General features: G+C 54.6%; 17 protein-coding genes, 1 pseudogene and 1 riboswitch. Of the genes and pseudogenes, 17 read left to right on the forward strand and 1 reads right to left on the reverse strand.

Features of this window, described 5'->3' with window-relative positions; translation table 11 throughout:
* Positions 1-31 precede the first annotated feature (31 nt).
* The 17 genes and pseudogenes from pyk to FD38_RS02575 form a co-directional block, all read left to right on the forward strand.
* Complete coding sequence (gene pyk / locus FD38_RS02500; protein WP_057730841.1) at positions 32-1,789, forward strand: pyruvate kinase; 1,758 nt, start codon at positions 32-34, stop codon at positions 1,787-1,789.
* A gap of 184 nt (positions 1,790-1,973) precedes the next feature.
* Positions 1,974-2,864, forward strand: coding sequence for a CvfB family protein (locus FD38_RS02505; protein ID WP_057730842.1), 891 nt, complete (start codon positions 1,974-1,976; stop codon positions 2,862-2,864).
* 19 nt (positions 2,865-2,883) lie between these two features.
* Positions 2,884-3,780, forward strand: a complete 897-nt coding sequence (gene xerD, locus FD38_RS02510) for a site-specific tyrosine recombinase XerD (RefSeq protein WP_057730844.1) — start codon at positions 2,884-2,886, stop codon at positions 3,778-3,780.
* A 57-nt stretch (positions 3,781-3,837) separates the two neighbouring features.
* Positions 3,838-4,233, forward strand: coding sequence for a hypothetical protein (locus FD38_RS02515; RefSeq protein WP_057731045.1), 396 nt, complete (start codon positions 3,838-3,840; stop codon positions 4,231-4,233).
* Positions 4,187-4,966, forward strand: a complete 780-nt coding sequence (locus FD38_RS02520) for a segregation and condensation protein A (RefSeq protein WP_057730846.1) — start codon at positions 4,187-4,189, stop codon at positions 4,964-4,966. The genes FD38_RS02515 and FD38_RS02520 overlap by 47 nt, the downstream gene beginning before the upstream one ends.
* On the forward strand, positions 4,944-5,558 hold the full coding sequence (gene scpB / locus FD38_RS02525; protein WP_057730847.1) for an SMC-Scp complex subunit ScpB: 615 nt from the start codon (positions 4,944-4,946) through the stop codon (positions 5,556-5,558). Before FD38_RS02520 ends, scpB begins: the two co-directional genes overlap by 23 nt.
* Positions 5,534-6,259: a pseudouridine synthase gene (locus tag FD38_RS02530; protein ID WP_057730849.1), complete on the forward strand. Its 726-nt coding sequence runs from the start codon at positions 5,534-5,536 to the stop codon at positions 6,257-6,259. The genes scpB and FD38_RS02530 overlap by 25 nt, the downstream gene beginning before the upstream one ends.
* Before the next feature lie 68 nt (positions 6,260-6,327).
* Positions 6,328-6,448: riboswitch (FMN riboswitch) on the forward strand.
* A 108-nt stretch (positions 6,449-6,556) separates the two neighbouring features.
* On the forward strand, positions 6,557-6,958 hold the full coding sequence (locus tag FD38_RS02535) for an ECF transporter S component (RefSeq protein WP_235806464.1): 402 nt from the start codon (positions 6,557-6,559) through the stop codon (positions 6,956-6,958).
* 36 nt (positions 6,959-6,994) lie between these two features.
* The gene (locus tag FD38_RS12970) at positions 6,995-7,135 is read left to right on the forward strand and encodes a hypothetical protein (RefSeq protein ID WP_235806465.1); all 141 of its coding nucleotides are present in this window, start codon (positions 6,995-6,997) and stop codon (positions 7,133-7,135) included.
* Positions 7,136-7,380: 245 nt separating this feature from the next.
* Positions 7,381-8,445, forward strand: coding sequence for a helix-turn-helix domain-containing protein (locus FD38_RS02540; RefSeq protein WP_057730850.1), 1,065 nt, complete (start codon positions 7,381-7,383; stop codon positions 8,443-8,445).
* Positions 8,423-9,853 carry a RecQ family ATP-dependent DNA helicase gene (locus FD38_RS02545; protein WP_057730852.1) on the forward strand — a complete coding sequence of 477 codons (1,431 nt, stop codon included), beginning with the start codon at positions 8,423-8,425 and terminating at the stop codon, positions 9,851-9,853. The genes FD38_RS02540 and FD38_RS02545 overlap by 23 nt, the downstream gene beginning before the upstream one ends.
* A gap of 414 nt (positions 9,854-10,267) precedes the next feature.
* Positions 10,268-10,888, forward strand: a complete 621-nt coding sequence (locus FD38_RS02550; RefSeq protein WP_057730853.1) for a LysM peptidoglycan-binding domain-containing protein — start codon at positions 10,268-10,270, stop codon at positions 10,886-10,888.
* Between the two features lie 38 nt (positions 10,889-10,926).
* Positions 10,927-11,613, forward strand: a complete 687-nt coding sequence (cmk, locus tag FD38_RS02555) for a (d)CMP kinase (RefSeq protein ID WP_057730854.1) — start codon at positions 10,927-10,929, stop codon at positions 11,611-11,613.
* A gap of 73 nt (positions 11,614-11,686) precedes the next feature.
* Complete coding sequence (gene rpsA, locus FD38_RS02560; RefSeq protein ID WP_057730856.1) at positions 11,687-13,000, forward strand: 30S ribosomal protein S1; 1,314 nt, start codon at positions 11,687-11,689, stop codon at positions 12,998-13,000.
* A 117-nt stretch (positions 13,001-13,117) separates the two neighbouring features.
* Positions 13,118-14,425, forward strand: coding sequence for a ribosome biogenesis GTPase Der (der, locus tag FD38_RS02565; RefSeq protein WP_057730857.1), 1,308 nt, complete (start codon positions 13,118-13,120; stop codon positions 14,423-14,425).
* A gap of 240 nt (positions 14,426-14,665) precedes the next feature.
* Complete coding sequence (locus FD38_RS02570) at positions 14,666-14,941, forward strand: HU family DNA-binding protein (protein WP_011667553.1); 276 nt, start codon at positions 14,666-14,668, stop codon at positions 14,939-14,941.
* 102 nt (positions 14,942-15,043) lie between these two features.
* A pseudogene (locus tag FD38_RS02575) lies at positions 15,044-16,315 on the forward strand (tetratricopeptide repeat protein); the annotation flags it as partial.
* 168 nt (positions 16,316-16,483) lie between these two features.
* Here the strand turns inward: FD38_RS02575 and FD38_RS02580 are convergent.
* Complete coding sequence (locus FD38_RS02580; protein ID WP_057730861.1) at positions 16,484-17,377, reverse strand: YitT family protein; 894 nt, start codon at positions 17,375-17,377, stop codon at positions 16,484-16,486.
* Positions 17,378-17,430 lie beyond the last annotated feature (53 nt).

Genomic DNA, 17,430 nt, shown 5'->3' on the forward strand with positions numbered 1-17,430 from the left:
TCGTGCCAATTCTAAAGGAGAGATTTTTCTAATGAAGAAAACCAAGATCGTAAGTACCCTTGGTCCTGCAAGTACTGACGTTGATACCATTGTTAAGTTGATTGAATCCGGAGCCAACATCTTCCGGTTCAACTTCTCCCATGGTGATCACGAAGAACACCTTGGCCGGTTGGAAAACGTCCACAAGGCTGAAAAGATTACTGGTAAGACTGTCGGCATCATGCTAGACACGAAGGGTGCTGAAATCCGGACGACCGTTGAAAAGGGCGGGAAGCTTGATTTCCACACTGGTGACGAATTCCGCATCTCCATGGATGCTTCCCTCGAAGGGACGAAGGAAAAGATCGCGGTTACTTACCCAGGTCTGTTCGATGACGTCCACGAAGGCGGCCACGTGCTGTTCGATGACGGTCTGTTAGACACGGTCGTTGAAAAGAAGGACGACGCAACTAAGGAATTAGTTGTGAAGGTTCAAAACGATGGTGTCTTGGGTTCCCGGAAGGGTGTTAACGCCCCTGGTGTTTCCATCAACTTACCTGGGATCACTGAAAAGGACTCCGACGACATTCGCTTTGGTTTGGACCACGAAATCAACTTCATCGCGGCTTCCTTCGTTCGTAAGCCACAAGATGTCATGGACATCCGTGAATTACTCGAAGAAAAGCACATGGAACACGTTCAAATCTTCCCAAAGATCGAATCCCAAGAAGGAATCAACAACTTTGATGACATCATCAAGGTTTCCGATGGGTTAATGGTTGCTCGTGGGGACATGGGGGTTGAAATCCCAACGGAAAACGTACCGTTGGTTCAAAAGGCCCTGATCAAGAAGTGCAACATCTTAGGCAAGCCAGTTATCACGGCGACCCAAATGTTGGACTCCATGCAAGAAAACCCACGTCCTACGCGTGCCGAAGCTTCTGACGTGGCGAACGCCGTCTTTGATGGGACCGACGCCACCATGCTTTCTGGTGAAAGTGCTAACGGTGAATACCCTGTAGAATCCGTTGCCACGATGAACCGGATCGACATCAAGGCTGAAAACGCCTTACCAGAATTTGGTCGGGACAACTTGGACTTCGACAACGGTGACGTGACCGAATCCATCGGTGCTTCCGTTGCCCGGGTAGCCAACGAATTGGGCGTTAAGACCATCGTAGCAGCTACTGAAAGTGGCTACACCGCTAAGATGATCTCCAAGTACCGTCCTAACGCTGACATCTTGGCCGTCACGTTTGACGACCGGACTCGTCGGGGCTTGATGGTTAACTGGGGTGTTTACCCAATCGTGACCGAAAAGCCAGCGAACACCGATGAAATGTTCGACTTGGCTGCTGCCAAGGCCGTTGAAACCGGCTTAGCTAAGGAAGGCGACTTGATTCTGATCACCGCTGGTGTGCCAGTTGGCGAACGCGGGACCACGAACTTGATGAAGATCCAATTAATTGGCTCTAAGTTAGTTCAAGGCCAAGGTGTCGGTGACGACACGGTGATTGGCAAGGCCATCATCGCAAACTCCGCTGCTGAAGCTAACGCTAAGGTCGTTGAAGGTGGTATCTTAATCGCTAAGAACACCGACAAGGATTACTTGCCAGCTATCGAAAAGTCCAGTGCCGTGATCGTTGAAAACGGTGGCTTGACTTCTCACGCAGCCGTTGTGGGAATTTCCATGGGAATCCCAGTTATCGTTGGTGCTACGGGTGCCAGTGACAAGATCTCTGATGGCGAATTGATTACCGTTGATTCCCGTCGGGGCATTGTTTACCACGGTGCTTCCAACGCGCTTTAAGCTTAAATTTTAAATTAAGGGAAACGGACTCGCCAATTGGTGAGTCCGTTTTTTGGTCAAGACGTTAAATTCCCGGCAAAAAATCGGCCAGGTCCCTCGCTAGTTAGGCGGTTTCCGTGTAAAATACAAGTTAGTGACTTTAAGAACGGACCCCCGGGAGTGGTCGGGGAGAAATGAGGAAATTATGGATAAATTATTAGGACGGGTGATCACGGGCAGTGTCACCGACGAGAACGAAACGGACTACTTCGTGCAGGCCAACGGGACCACGTTTCGCCTAGCGAAAAGCGAGATCAAGAAGCCGTTGAAGGCCGGGGCCACGTTTAAGGGCTTCGCCTACGAAAACGAGGACCATCACCTGACCATCACCCGGGAGGTTCCCCAGGTCCAGGTCGACCATTATGGTTGGGGCACGGTGGTACGCAGCCAGCGGACGTTGGGCGTCTTCGTCAACATTGGCTTACCCGATAAGGACATGGTGGTGTCGCTCGACGACCTGCCCAGCATGATGGAACTCTGGCCGCAACAGGGCGATCGCTTATTGATCGCGTTACGCGAGGATAACAAGCAGCGTCTGTGGGGCGTGTTGGCCGACACGGACATCTTCCAGGCAATCGCCCAAGCGGGGAAGAAGCGCATGGAAAACGCCAACGTCACGGCTACGGTGTACCAGGATAAGCTCGTAGGGACCCGGGTCATGACCGACCACTACGAGTTGGGCTTCATTCACCCCAGCGAACGGGAGGTCGAACCACGCTTAGGGGCCCAGGTCCAAGCCCGCGTCATTGGGGTGCACGACGACGGCACGTTGAACCTGTCGCTCAAGCCCCGGGCCTACGAGGCCATCGACGACGATGCCGCGATGTTATTAGCGGCCCTGGAACACAGTGAAGCGGGACACTTGGAATTTAGTGACAAGAGTTCCCCGGCGGCTATCAAGGCCTACTTTGGGATCAGCAAGGGTCAGTTCAAACGCGCTATCGGGCACCTGCTCAAGGCCGACAAGATCACGCAACATGATGGGCAACTGTGGCTCAAGACCCCGGCGACCTCCACGGACGAGCCGGCGGACTAGGCGCTTAGGAGGCGGGGACATGGCAACCTTTAACGACGCGATTGCGGACTTTACCCATTATTTGACGGTCGAACAGGGGCTGGCGGTCAATTCCGTGACCAGCTACGCGCAGGAATTGCGCGAACTGGCCGCCTACTTACAGACGCAACAGGTGGCGAGCTTCTTAACGGTCGACCGGCCGCAACTCATGGCCTACCTCGCGGCGTTGACCCAGCAAGGGAAGTCGCGCAACTCCGTGATTCACGCGGTGTCGGCGTTGCGTAAGTTTTACCGCTACCTGGTGCAAACGCATCAACTGGCGGTAAACCCCATGGCCAACGTGGCGGCCCCCAAGCGCGCCGAACACCTGCCGGCCGTCTTGACGGTCGCGGAGGTCGACCGACTTTTGGCTGCGCCGGATACCACGAACAAGTACGGGTTGCGCGACCGCGCGATGCTCGAGGTCCTTTACGCCACCGGCCTGCGGGTCAGTGAATTGGTCCATTTGAAACTGGGCGACCTGCACCTAGAGATGGGGTTGATCCAGACGCTGGGCAAGGGCGATAAGGAACGCATCGTGCCGATCGGCGACGTGGCCAGTGATTGGGTCCAGCAGTACTTAAAGACCAGCCGCCCGGTCCTGCTCAAGCAGCGAACCAGTCCGTACCTGTTTCTAAACGCCCACGGGGGTGGGTTGACCCGCCAGGCCATTTGGCAAAAGATCAAGCATTACGTGGCGTTAGCCGACATTCACAAGGACGTGACGCCCCACACCCTGCGGCATTCGTTTGCCACGCACATCTTGGAAAACGGGGCGGATTTACGGGTGGTCCAGGAACTCCTGGGGCACGCGGACATTACCACCACCCAGATCTACACGCACATTTCGAAAAAACGGCTCGCGGCGGTATACGATCGCTACCACCCACGCGCGTAGTTTGTGGTTCACTGCGAAGTGTGGTAAGGTGGGTGGACGTGAAAACGGAGGGAAAGCATGTTACTCAAGTATCGCAGCGATTATCAGAAGATTGCGATGGGGCTGATGAGCCTGTTGCCCAGCTTTAAGGACTGGGATCGTTTGCAACGGGAATTAGCCTGGTATCAGGGGGGCGATGACCGAACCCTGTTTTTATGGAAGGACCAGTACGACGATTTCGCCGGGGTCCTGGGTACCGAGCGCCAAAGTAATTACGTGATCGTGCGTTTGGTGGGCCTGATGCCCGATAAACAGTCCACGGCAAACGTGTGGCAGATGCTCGATCAACTCGCGACGATGGTTCCCCAACAGCGCATAATGGGGACCCTCGCCACATCACAGATTATTGCAAAGTGGGAATTTCACCATGGACAAAACCACCTCGACCGGCCAACCACTGATTCAGGTCAGTGACTTCGAAGGCCCGTTAGACCTGTTATTACATTTAATTAAAACCAACGAAATGGATATTTACGATATCCGCATCAGCACCATTACCAGTCAGTATCTGACCTACTTACACCAGATGCAGACCCTGCAACTAGACGTGGCCGGCGAATACTTCGTGATGGCGGCCAACTTGATGGCCATCAAGGCCAAGCTACTCTTACCGAAACCGCAAACGGTCGACCCCGTCGATGACGACGAACCGGACGATCCGCGGACCGATCTGGTGACCCAACTGGTCGAATACCAGCGTTACCAACGGGCGGCCGCCGAATTAAAGGACCGCGCCCTGTTGCGGCAACAGCACTTTACGCGACCGGCTATGCCGGTCCCGGCCGACACCCCGTTGACGGTGGCCCCGGGCGTGACCGTCATGGACCTGCAAGCGACCTTAGTGCGCCTGGCGCACCGCGCGACCGTGGCCCAGCCGGTCACCCAACACGTAGCGACGGAACACTTCACCATCAAAGACCAGATGCAAACGGTCTTGCGACGGTTAACGCGGTTACGCCACCCGATTGCCTTTGACCGGTTGTTCGGACGCTCACCGGTACTCGACGAGGTGGTCACGACCTTTCTGGCGGTGCTGGAACTCGCCCGCCAACGCCGGGTCGCGTTGCACCAGCCGAGTCGGCTCTTACCCTTAGAGATCAACGCAGTTAAAGGAGGTCTTGACCATGACGCCATTAGCGCAGATTGAAAGTCTCCTGTTCGTCAGCGGTGACGAGGGGATGACCGTGGCGGACCTGGCGACCGTGACCGGGTTGCTACGACCGGCCATTTTAGCGACGCTAGAACGTCTGGCCGAAAAGTACGCCGCCGATGAGGATTCGGCACTCGAATTGATGGTCAACGACACGACCTACCGGCTGGTCACCAAGGCGGCGGCCAGCGACGTGATCCAGCGGTACTTTGAAAGTCCGTTGAGCACCACGTTATCGCCGGCGTCGTTAGAGGTCTTAGCCATCATCGCGTACCGGCAACCCATCACGCGCATCGAAGTCGATGAGATTCGCGGCGTGCAGAGCGCCTCAACGGTACAAAAACTGGTGCTGCGTCGGCTGGTCGAACCGGCCGGGCGCCTGGACGAACCGGGCCGGCCCAAGATCTACCGGACCAGCGATTATTTCTTAGACTACTTTGGCCTCAAACAATTAAGCGACCTGCCACCCTTACCGGAGGCGGCCACGCCTAGCGAGGCCAACGACGACGGCGACCTCTTTTTACAGGCCTTTAACCAACAACTGAATTCAGGAGATGAAACGACATGGAACGACTCCAAAAAGTCTTAGCACACGCCGGGGTAGCCTCGCGGCGCCAAGCCGAAAAATTGATTACCAGTGGGCACGTGCGGGTCAACCAGACCGTGGTGACCGAACTCGGCACTAAGGTGGGGGTGCACGACGCGATTTCGGTCGATAACGTCCCGATTACCGCCGAAGCCCCCGTTTACATGCTGCTGTACAAGCCCCGCGGGGTGGTCTCGACGGCGCACGACGATAAGCAGCGCAAGACCGTCGTGGATTTGATCGAAAACGTGCCCCAGCGGATCTACCCGGTCGGGCGGTTGGACTACGACACCTCCGGGTTACTACTACTGACTAACGACGGGGAACTGGCCAACCGGCTGACCCACCCGCGTTACGAGGTAGAAAAGACCTACGTGGCGCGGGTCACGGGGGTGCCGACGAACGACGCCTTACGGCAGTTGCGTCAAGGCGTGACCGTCGAGGGCGAACCGTACGCGCCGGCTAAGACCAAGATGCTCAGTTATGATCAGAAGAAGAAAACGGCCATCGTGCAGTTAACGATTCACGAAGGCCGCAACCACCAGGTCAAGAAAATGTTGGCGGCGGTGGGCTATCCGGTCGAAAAGCTGAAGCGCGAACAATACGGCTTCTTGACCCTGAAGGGCTTGCAATCCGGGGATTCGCGGCACCTGAAACCCGAAGAGTTAAAAGAACTGAAACGCTTGACGGGTTTAGCCGACTAATGCCGACTAAGTGAAAAGCTTGACAAACTCGGTGAGGGTTTGTATATTAAATGTGTAATAAAATTATGGTTCATCTTCAAGGCAGGGTGGAATTCCCGACCGGCGGTAACAGTCCGCGACCCACGCTCCCGTGGTTGATTCGGTGCAACTCCGAGACCGACAGTACAGTCTGGTATGCAGAAGATGAGACGTTGCTCTTTACGCATCCCGACGTAATCAACAAGGTCTTGCCCTTCTGCGGCGAGGCCTTTTTTCGTGGCCGCGTCGTTTGAGATGACCGCAAGGAGGAACAGGATTATGGAAAATCGTCAACAGGGACTGGGTGTTCGTGCCATGGTGGAAATGGCACTCTTTGCCGGAGTGGCTTACGTACTGATGTTTATCTCCATTCCCATCATTCCCATCGTGCCGTATATGAAGTTAGATCTGAGTGATCTGGTGGTCTTGTTAGGCATGAGTATCTTCGGGGCGGGAGGGGCGATTTTGATCGCCGCCGTCAAGGAATTGCTCTACTTCGTCTCGACGGGGTTAGACATCGTCAACTTCATTGGGGTGCTGACCGCATTTATCGCCGATATTGCCTTTATTTTACCAATCAGTGCGGTCCTCAAAGATCGGCCCCGGACACTATCCCGGCAGGTCATGGCCGTCATCGTGGGGACCATCAGCTTGACCGTGGTTCTATCACTAGCCAATTAGTGGGTCATCACGCCGCTATATCTGAAGGTCTGGGGGATGTCGTTGGGTCTACCCGTCAACAAGTTGATCTTGTTGGGGGTCATTCCGTTTAACCTGATCAAGGGTCTCGTGCTAGGGGTCCTCTTCATCCTGCTGAATCGGCGACTCGGGGATTGGCTCGCCCGGCACCAAAATTAAGCCATTCATCATCAATGATATCTGTGGAGTCTGGGACAAAAGTCTCGGGCTCTTTTTCGTCTCCGAATATCTGGTGTCGAAACGTGCGCCAAAAGGCAGCTGGTTCCGCTTAACCCCGTAAGACGGATAATCCAAGCCCAGGATTATCTGCCTTACGACGTTCATGCTCGCCAGCTAACCGCCTTTTGTCCCACTCTTTGAGTATGGTAAACTAGAACGGATAAGCACCAAAGGAGGCGGAATCGGTGGATCCAGAAGACTTGTTACACTTGCTAGACGACCAGCAAGCCCGGCGATTACGGGTAATTGAAAATCTGTTGCGGGGCCGCAAAACGGTCTCCACGCTGTACTGGGGGCAGCGCTACGATCTCTTGTTTCTCCTCGGTCTAGCGAAGCACCTGGACCGCGGGGGCCTCGACGCCACCGCTCAGGCCCTGGTGAGTCAAAAATTAGCGACATGGACGCCGAACGAACAACCCCAGTTACGCCTCACCGCAAAGGGCCGGCAACGCCGCGACCAAGTCCCGACCTACCAGCCCCAAACGCGGGCCTTGTGGCCACAACTTTCATTAGCGGTCGCCCGCCAACGCCTACTGCTGAGCGTCCAGGTCGTATCCCAGTACGCCCATCGAACGGCGCGCTACTACCCGTTGACCACGGACCTGGCGACCCGGCAAGCCGTGCGACAGTGGTTTCATCAGGCCAAGTCGCCGGACCTGGCCACTCGGATTTTCACGGCTTTGACCGCTAGTCTGACCCAGTTACCGGAAAAAACGGCGCAAGTCTTGACGGCGGGGTTTAGTGGGTACCAGCAACCCGGCTTGACGAATCAGCAGCTGGCTGTAGACCTCCACCAAACGCCCTGGGAGATCTACCTGCGACACGTCGATGGGGTGGTGCGCATCGCCCAAGACGCCCGGCAGGCCGACCACCCCTTACACGCACTCTTGGCGCCGGCGTGGCAAACGGCCGTGACGCGTAGTGCGCAGGCCACCTTACGTGCGGTGACCACCACGGCCTTGACCCTCGATCAGGTGGCCACCCAACGGCAGATCAAGCCCAGTACCGTGCGAGAACACCTCTTGGAGGCGGCCATCATGTTACCCGTGACAGCCTTACCCTACGAGCGCCTGTTGCCGCAAGCAACGCGCCAGACACTCTTGGCGGCCTTACCGGCGCAACTGGACGACTGGGAATACACCGCGTTACCAGCCGACTTGCAGGCGCGTTTTGATTTCTTTACGTTTCGGTTATTAGCCATTTGGTGTGACAAGGGAGGTGCGGGGCATGCTGGAACCCCTAACGACTAGCTTACAAACGGTGTTCGGGTATTCCGAGTTTCGGGCCGGGCAAAAAGCGGCCCTCACCGCCTTGGAGGCCGGGCACGATACCCTCGCCGTGCTCCCGACCGGGGCGGGGAAGACCCTGATCTATCAGCTATACGGGTACCGCCATCCCGGCTGTGTCTTGATCGTTTCACCGTTACTCGCCTTGATGACGGACCAGGTCAACCGCATGCGACTGGCCGGTTTTCGCCGGGTGGCGGCGATTACGTCATTGACCAGCTACGGGGAACGCCAGTCGATCTTAGCGCACCTCGAGCAGTATCAATTCCTGTTTTTATCGCCGGAAATGTTGGCCCAACCGGCTATGTTGGCGCGGTTAGGCCAACTGACCTTGAGCCTGCTGGTGATCGACGAGGCCCACTGCATCGTCCAGTGGGGCCCAGATTTTCGGCCCGAATACCTCTTGTTGGGGGCCATTCGCGAGAAGTTAGGTTCACCGCTGACCCTGATGCTGACGGCGACGGCCGACCACGCCACCAAGGGCGAGATCGCCAAACAATTACGCACGACGCCCACGGTGGTGACCGAATCGCTCGACCGGCCCAACATCTTCTTGGACGTGGAACCCGTCGCAAACGATGCCGCTAAACGCGAGCGGTTGTTAGCCCTAGTGACTCAGCTAGTCTTTCCGGGCGTGATTTATTTTTCCAGTAAACAACTAGCAACCGACATGGCCCAGTGGCTACGGGACCAGACCGGCCTAGCGGTAGCGGCCTATCACGCGGGATTGTCCAGCGAGGACCGCTTCAAGATCCAGCAACAGTTCATGCAGGGGGACCTGGCCGTTATCTGTGCGACCAGTGCGTTTGGCATGGGCATCGATAAAAACGACGTACGCTACGTGATCCACTACCACCTACCGGCCGACCTGGGCAGTTACGCGCAGGAGATGGGCCGAGCGGGGCGGGACGGTCAGCCCAGTCTGGCCGTGTTGCTCTACACGCCGGGGGATGAGCGGTTACCCTTGACGCTCAACCAGGCCAACCGCCCGGACGATGCCACGATCCAACGCTTCTATGCGCACCCGCAAGCCTTTAGTCGCAACGACCCGGGGATTGCCCTGTTGACCTTCTATCTGCAACACGGCATCTCGGCGACCGCCGTGCAGGCGCTGTTCGAGCGCCGGGAGAAGGAACGGGGCCACGCCCTAGCGCAGATGCTGGCCTACGTGCGAGAACCATGCTGTCTGCGTGCGCGGTGGCTCGCCGCGTTTGACGAGACCGCCCCGGCGCATCACGAAGCGTGCTGTGCCCCGGGCAAGGTACCCATCGACCTGACCGACCTGGGCTTGAAACGCCAAGCCCCAACGCCACCGACCCCCGTGGCGCCGGACTGGCAGGCCCAGCTACGCCGTTTGCTAGTGGCCGACTAACCGTTACGGACAGGCAACGCCGTAATTTTTGCGTTGGGCCGCACTGACTGAGCTCAACCTGTTAAGCTAAAGGGGCTTCTTTAAGATTGGGGAGCTAATCTTTTCATCGTTTGGTGGGTGACCGCCGAGCAATTCCTCTGGGTCGTCTCGTCTAGTCAGCGGGGCGGCCTTTGGTTTTGACGGCAACTGGTGGCCTAAAAAGTGGCGCGCACGTCTCGACTAAAACAGGGGCGCATTGACGCTGCCCGAAAATGTTCCACAAAATCTCCCACGCTTTTACGTAGTTACCGGTAGCGACTTGAATCGCTATTTTTTAAGATTGCCGTAATCTCGGTGGTTTCAGCAATTATAGGTTCCTAATTTCACCCGGGAATGTTACAATTACCGGTGAAAGTTTTTCAGGGAGGTTAGATGATGAGTCAAAAACGTGACGAGCAAACGCCCAAGGAGCAAACGTCGCGGCCATGGGAGCAATCGTTTGCTGATGATCGGGACGATCAGGGAAACCTATCACGAACGAAAATGCGGCGACAAAATCATAGCAATACCATGGTCACCATTATTTTGGTTGCCATTATCATTGTGATTGCAGCAGCTTCATTGGTTTACGGTTTAGCTCGGCAAAGTTCGGTTAACCGGCCTCAAAATACGGAAAAGGTGGCTGCCGGGACCTCAAGCTCTTCTTCGAGTAAAAAGAAGGCGACGAGTACCAGCAGTCACGCCAAAAAGAAGACGACTAAGGCCTCGAAGAGTAGCCGTCAGGACACAGATACGACGACTGCTAGTTCGACGGAGACCGCGACTAGCAGTTCTTCTGTTGCGACCTCTTCGGCAACGAGTTCGACCGCGACGAGTCAGTCACAGAGCAGTTCTTCGACCAGTGCGGCGGGCAAGAAATACACCACGGTCGAATCCGGCCAAGGCGTCTACCGGGTGGCCACGAATGCGGGCATCTCGGAACAAAAATTATTAGAATTAAACGGTCTGTCATCCGGCGCGACGGTGCACCCTGGCCAACGCTTACGGGTACGGTAAGACCCAATTAAATACTTAGATTAGGAGTTAATGTGGTTATGGCTAAGCAAGGTTTACAAGTGGCAATCGACGGTCCCGCTTCCGCCGGGAAGAGTACGGTCGCCAAGATCGTGGCCCAGCGGTTTCATTACATCTATTGTGATACCGGGGCGATGTACCGGGCCATTACGTGGAAGGCGTTGCAGGCCGGTGCGGACTTAGACGACGAAGCGACGATCAAGCAATTACTGGATCAAATAACGATTCGTTTCGAGCCCGGCACCCCAACGCAAAAGGTTTTCGTGGACGACACGGAGGTCACCTTAGCGATTCGGCAACCGGACGTGACCAATTCGGTCTCGCAGGTTTCGGCGTTACCCGCCATTCGAACGGAATTAACGGCGCGCCAACGGCAAATCGCGGATGCGGGGGGGATCGTCATGGACGGTCGTGATATCGGCTCGACCGTCTTGCCCCACGCGGAAGTCAAGATTTTCATGGTGGCTAGCGTGGAAGAACGGGCCCAACGACGGTTGAAGGACAATGCGGCCAAGGGCATCACCACGCCGTTAGCCACCCTGAAACACGAGATTGAAGAACGGGATCGCAAGGATTCGACCCGTAAGGTCTCCCCGCTGACTCAAGCGGCGGATGCCATTCGGTTAGATACCACCTCGTTATCAATTGAACAAGTGGCGGATCGGATCGCTGAAATTATTAAAGAAAAAGAAATGCGACAGAAATAGGCATTTTACTAGCTTTTATCGCTGTAATCAGATAAAATGGTGTTTAGAGTTGTCGCAAGGAGGAAATATTCGCATGAGTGAAAATGGCACGAGTCAAAACAATGATAACAACGATTTGCTAAACGCGTTGAATAACGTGGATAACGTGAAGGTCGGCGATGTTGTTAAGGGTGAAATCTTAGCAATCGACGACGATCAACAAGCAATTGTTGGTATCGGTGAAACTGGGATTGAAGGGGTTGTTCCAAAGAAGGAATTATCCACGAAGCCAGTCGATGATATTAAATCAGTAATTAAAGTCGGGGACGTCTTAGACCTCGTCGTAATTTCACGTATCGGTAACGATAAAGAAGGCGGGAGCTACTTGCTCTCACAACGTCGTTTGGAAGCCCGTAAGGTTTGGGACGACATTCAAAAAGAATTTGAAGCTGGTCACACGTTAACGGCCCCAGTTACCCAAGTGGTTAAGGGTGGTTTAGTGGTTGACGCCGGTGTTCGGGGCTTCGTCCCAGCATCCATGGTTTCAGATCACTTTGTTGAAGACTTATCACAATTTAAGGGTCAAACCCTTGAATTCAAGATCGTGGAAATCGAACCTAGCGAAAACCGCTTGATCTTATCCCACCGGGCCATTGTTGAAAAGCAACGGGCTGCGCAACGGGAAGAAATCATGGCGAAGTTACAAGCTGGTGACACGGTCGAAGGCAAGGTTGCTCGTTTGACGAACTTCGGGGCCTTTGTTGACCTTGGCGGCGTGGACGGTTTGGTTCACGTTTCCGAAATTGCTTACGAACGGGTTGAAAAGCCTAGCGATGTCTTAAAGGTGGGCCAAGACGTGAAGGTTAAGGTCTTATCCGTTGACCCAGAACGTGACCGGATTTCCTTGTCCATCAAGCAAACCTTACCAGAACCTTGGGATGGCATTGAAGACAAGGCACCACAAGGTAGCGTCTTAGACGGTACTGTTAAGCGTTTGACTAGCTTTGGGGCCTTCGTTGAAGTATTCCCAGGCGTTGAAGGCTTAGTTCACATTTCCCAAATTTCTCACCAACACATCGCGACGCCAGCTGACGTCTTAAAGGTTGGTCAAGAAATCAAGGTTAAGGTCTTAGATGTACGGCCAAACGATCACCGTTTAGCTTTGTCCATCAAGGCTTTGGAAGAAAAGCCACAGTCCGGTGACGAAGGTCACGACAACGGCGGTAACGCTAGTCGTCCTCGCAACAACCGGAACAACGGTGGTTCTCGTCCACGCCGGAACAACCGGAACTCTGCTGAAACTTCCACGGCTAACGCCCCAGAAGAAAGCACCGGTTTCTCTTTAGGTGACCTGATTGGGGACAGCCTGAAAAAGGATATCGAAAACCAGGAAAACGACAAGGACTAATTTAGATTAGACCGTCGTGATAAAGGGGTCTAGAGCGAAACTTGAATGGGTTGCGTTCTGGGCCCTTTTCCTGTCATTAAATGTAAGCAAGGTAAACAAATAAAGGAGGGATTTACGATGGCATATCCCGTAGTAGCCATTGTTGGCCGCCCCAACGTGGGGAAGTCGACGCTGTTTAATCGGATTGCCGGTGAACGGATTTCCATCGTCGAAGACACCCCCGGGGTAACGCGTGACCGAATCTACGCGCCGGCCGAATGGTTGGGCACGGAATTTCGGATGATTGATACCGGGGGGATCGACATGGGGGACGAACCGTTTCTCACCCAGATTACCCAACAAGCCGAAATTGCGATCGATGAAGCCGACGTGATCGTGTTCGTCGTGAGCGCCCCCGAGGGGATCACGGACGCCGACGAAAAGGTCGCTAAGATTCTCTACCGGTCGAAGAAGCCCGTGATTTTGGCCGTGAACAAGGCCGATAACCCGGAAGTCCGCGAAACGATTTATGATTTCTACGCCTTGGGCTTTGGCGATCCGTACCCGGTTTCCGGGGTCCACGGCTTAGGTCTTGGTGACCTGTTAGACGCCGTGGTCAAGGAATTCCCGGCCGAAGATGGTGCCCCGAAGGACGACTCCATTCGCTTTAGCCTGATTGGTCGGCCGAACGTGGGGAAATCCTCGCTGGTCAACGCCATGTTGGGTGAAGACCGGGTGATCGTGTCAAACATTGCCGGGACCACCCGGGATGCGATCGACACCAAGTTTACGGCGGACGATACGCGTTTCACCATGGTCGATACGGCCGGAATTCGGAAGCGGGGGAAGGTCTACGAAAACACGGAACGGTACAGCGTCATGCGGGCCATGCGCGCGATTGACGACTCCGACGTGGTGTTAGTGGTCTTAAACGCTGAAGAAGGGATTCGTGAACAGGATAAACGGGTGGCTGGTTACGCGCACGAAGCGGGACGGGGCATCATTATCCTGGTCAACAAGTGGGACACCTTGAAGAAGGACAACCACACGTTGACGGATTTCGAAAATCTGATTCGCGCGGAATTCCAGTACCTCAGTTACGCGCCGATCTTGTTCGTTTCGGCTAAGACCGGTCAACGGTTGAGCCAGCTGCCGGCCATGATCAAACGGGTTTCCGCCAACCACAACCAACGGGTCCAGTCGGCCACGTTAAACGACGTGATCATGGACGCGATTGCGTTGAATCCGACGCCGTCCGACAACGGGAAGCGACTCCGGGTCTACTACGCCACGCAGGTGGCCGTGGCCCCGCCAACCTTCGTGGTCTTCGTCAACGACCCGAAGATGATGCACTTCTCCTACGAACGGTTTTTGGAAAATCAGATTCGTGAACACTTCGATTTTGAAGGCACACCGTTGCATCTGATCGAACGGGCACGGAAGTAACGCCGAACCCCGTGATAGCAACCTTTTTGCCCGAATTCGGGTCAAAATGATAAAAATCACAAAAACTTCGGGGATAATTGCTAAAAAATGCCGTTATCCCTTGTCATATAAGGCTTCCTGTGCTATCTTTGATAAAGAAATGATGCGGTTTCCCCGTATTTGTTTCATCATTTTTGGACCACTCAAAAATGATCACTAGATGGCCTACATCTAATCTTCTGTTCAGGAGGTGAATTCAAAATGGCAAACAAAGCACAATTGGTTAGCGATGTTGCAACCGCAACTGGCTTAACTAAAAAGGACGCAACGGCTGCAGTTGATGCAGTCTTCGATTCTGTCCAAGCAACGTTGGCTAAAGGCGAAAAGGTTCAATTGATCGGCTTTGGTAACTTTGAAGTACGTGAACGTGCAGCTCGTAAGGGCCGTAACCCACAAACTGGACAAGAAATCCAAATTCCTGCAAGCAAAGTCCCTGCATTCAAGCCAGGGAAGGCTTTAAAGGATGCTGTTAAATAATTATAATTAACTATTTAATGGGTAAAGGGCCAGTCCGGTCGACGGACTGGTTTTTTATTACCGTGAAATCATGATGCTTGATCTGGGACCGTTGAGGAGGCCGAAAAACGGATGAGTTACGCACAAACTGCGTTAGACCAACTGGAAAAGGGGCAACTGGATGCCTTCAAGAAGCAATACGCTTTGGCGCTGCGCCACGACGATGATGATACCCTGTTTAGTCTGGCCGAAGAATTATATTCCTTGGGCTTTTTGAACCAGTCGCGCCGGATCTACGAGAAGTTGTTAAAGAAGTATCCGGACGAAGACGAATTACGGACGAACCTGGCGGATATTGCGATTGACGAGGATAAAAACGATGAAGCACTGGATTATCTGAATCAGGTCAAACCAGGTTCCGAGGCTTACGTGCAGGCGCTGATGGTGGCGGCGGACCTTTATCAGACCCAGGAACTCTTCGAGGTCAGTGAGCAAAAACTACTCACGGCCCGTAAGCTAGCACCGGACGAACCGGTGATCACCTTTGCGTTGGCCGAACTGTATTTCACCATGCGAGAGTTCCGGAAGGCCATTCCGCTGTACCTGGAACTGATCACGGCGGGAACGACCACGTTATCGCGGGTTAACCTGGTGGAACGCCTCGGGGTGGCCTACGCGAACGCCGGGCGCTTTGAGCAGGCCATCGGGTATCTGAAGCAGATTCACCCGGGGGACATGACCGCCGACGTGAAGTTTGAAACGGCCTTTACCTACCTCCAGTTAAAGGACCGCTTGGCGGCCATTCACCTGTTTGAGGAACTTAAGGATAGCGACCCCAACTATACGTCGTTGTACCCGTATCTGGGCCAGGCGCTGGAGGCCGAAAATCGCTTGCCGGAGGCGTTAACGGCGCTTCAGGAAGGGTTAGGGGTCGACCAGTACAACGAGAAGCTTTGGCTGCAGGCGGCGCACGTGGCAACGAAGCTCGACGACGAAGACCTCGCCGAGAAGTATTTGAAGCAGGGCCACGACCTAGACGCCGACGACCTGAGTGCGGTGATCCAACTCAGTAACCTGTACGTGAAGCAGGAGCGCTGGGACGAAAATGTGGCGTTGATCCAACCCTACGTGAAGGACGAGGGCGCCGATCCCCAGCTTTACTGGAACCTGGCCGTGACGGCCCAACACCAGGAAAATTACGCGCAGGCCCGGCAAGCTTACGATGCCGCGGCACCGTTCTTCATGGATCAGCCGGACTTCTTGAAGCCGGCCATTTACTTCTACCGCGAAGAGGGGGCCAGCGACCAGGTGAAAACGCTGCTGCAGGCTTACGTTAAGTTAGTGCCCGACGACGTGGAAATGGCCGCGTTGTGGGACAGTTACCGGGAAGTCTAACTTTAAAAATTGTTAAAATTTAACCGTTTGTGGCGTAATTGCCGCAAACGGTTTTTTTGAAAAATCATATTTGTAATAACACAATTTTTACTTTAACTTATTTTCTCACAAAAAAAGCAACCGCACACCCCGCGGTTGCTAAACCAGAACCTAAACCGCCCAAACCGGTCAATGCCGGAAACGGGCTAAAAAGCGCTTCTTAGGGACGGCGAAGGTAAACCCTTCACCCAGGGCCTCGGTCACGCTAATTACCGAGACAAACGCCTTAGGATCGCACTCATGAATGATGTGACGCAAGGTGTGCAATTCGTTAGGGGCCACGACCACGTAAATCATCTGCCGGGATTGGTGCGAGTAGCCACCTTCAGCGTGCAACAGGGTCACGCCACGTTCCAGTTGGTCCATGATGGCGTTAGTGATGTCTTGATAGTGCTCGGAGACCACCAAAATTCCGCGCGCCGCGTAAGCCCCTTCCTGCGTGAAGTTGACGATTCGCGTGAGAATATAGGAATAAATCAAGGTGTAGGCCATGTGGGGCACGTTGATGTAGACCAGCGAAATCAGTAAGATCACCACATCCAGCCACAGGAGCGATTGGCCCATCGGCACGCCGAAAAACCGTTCCATGATGCGCGCCACGATGTCGGTCCCGCCGGTAGTGCCACCGTAACGGTAGATCAATCCCGACCCGAAGCCCCCGGCAATCCCGGCACCCAGGGCGGCCAGTAGGAGGTCACCTCTGAGGTCGATGGCCAGGGGCACCCGTTGCCAGATCCACAGAAATAGCGACAACATGAAGGTCCCGTAGATTGTGTAAATCAAGGACTGCTTACCCAGGTAACGGTACCCGATGGCCAGCAGCGGAATGTTGATCAGGATGGTCGAGTAGGCGGGGTCAAAGTGAAATAACGCCCGGATGATCAGGGTGATCCCGGAGATCCCGCCGTCGGCCAAATGGTTGGCGATGTTGAAGAAGACCAAACTAAACGCCAACGTGGCGCACCCCAACCCAATCATAATCAGGTCGAGTAGCCGAACCTGTTCGTCTTTAATCTGTGTCATAGTATCGTCCTCCCACCGAAATATCACGTTAATTCAGGCGGACCAATTTAACC

The organism is Levilactobacillus zymae DSM 19395 (assembly GCF_001434115.1).
Lineage (GTDB): Bacteria > Bacillota > Bacilli > Lactobacillales > Lactobacillaceae > Levilactobacillus > Levilactobacillus zymae.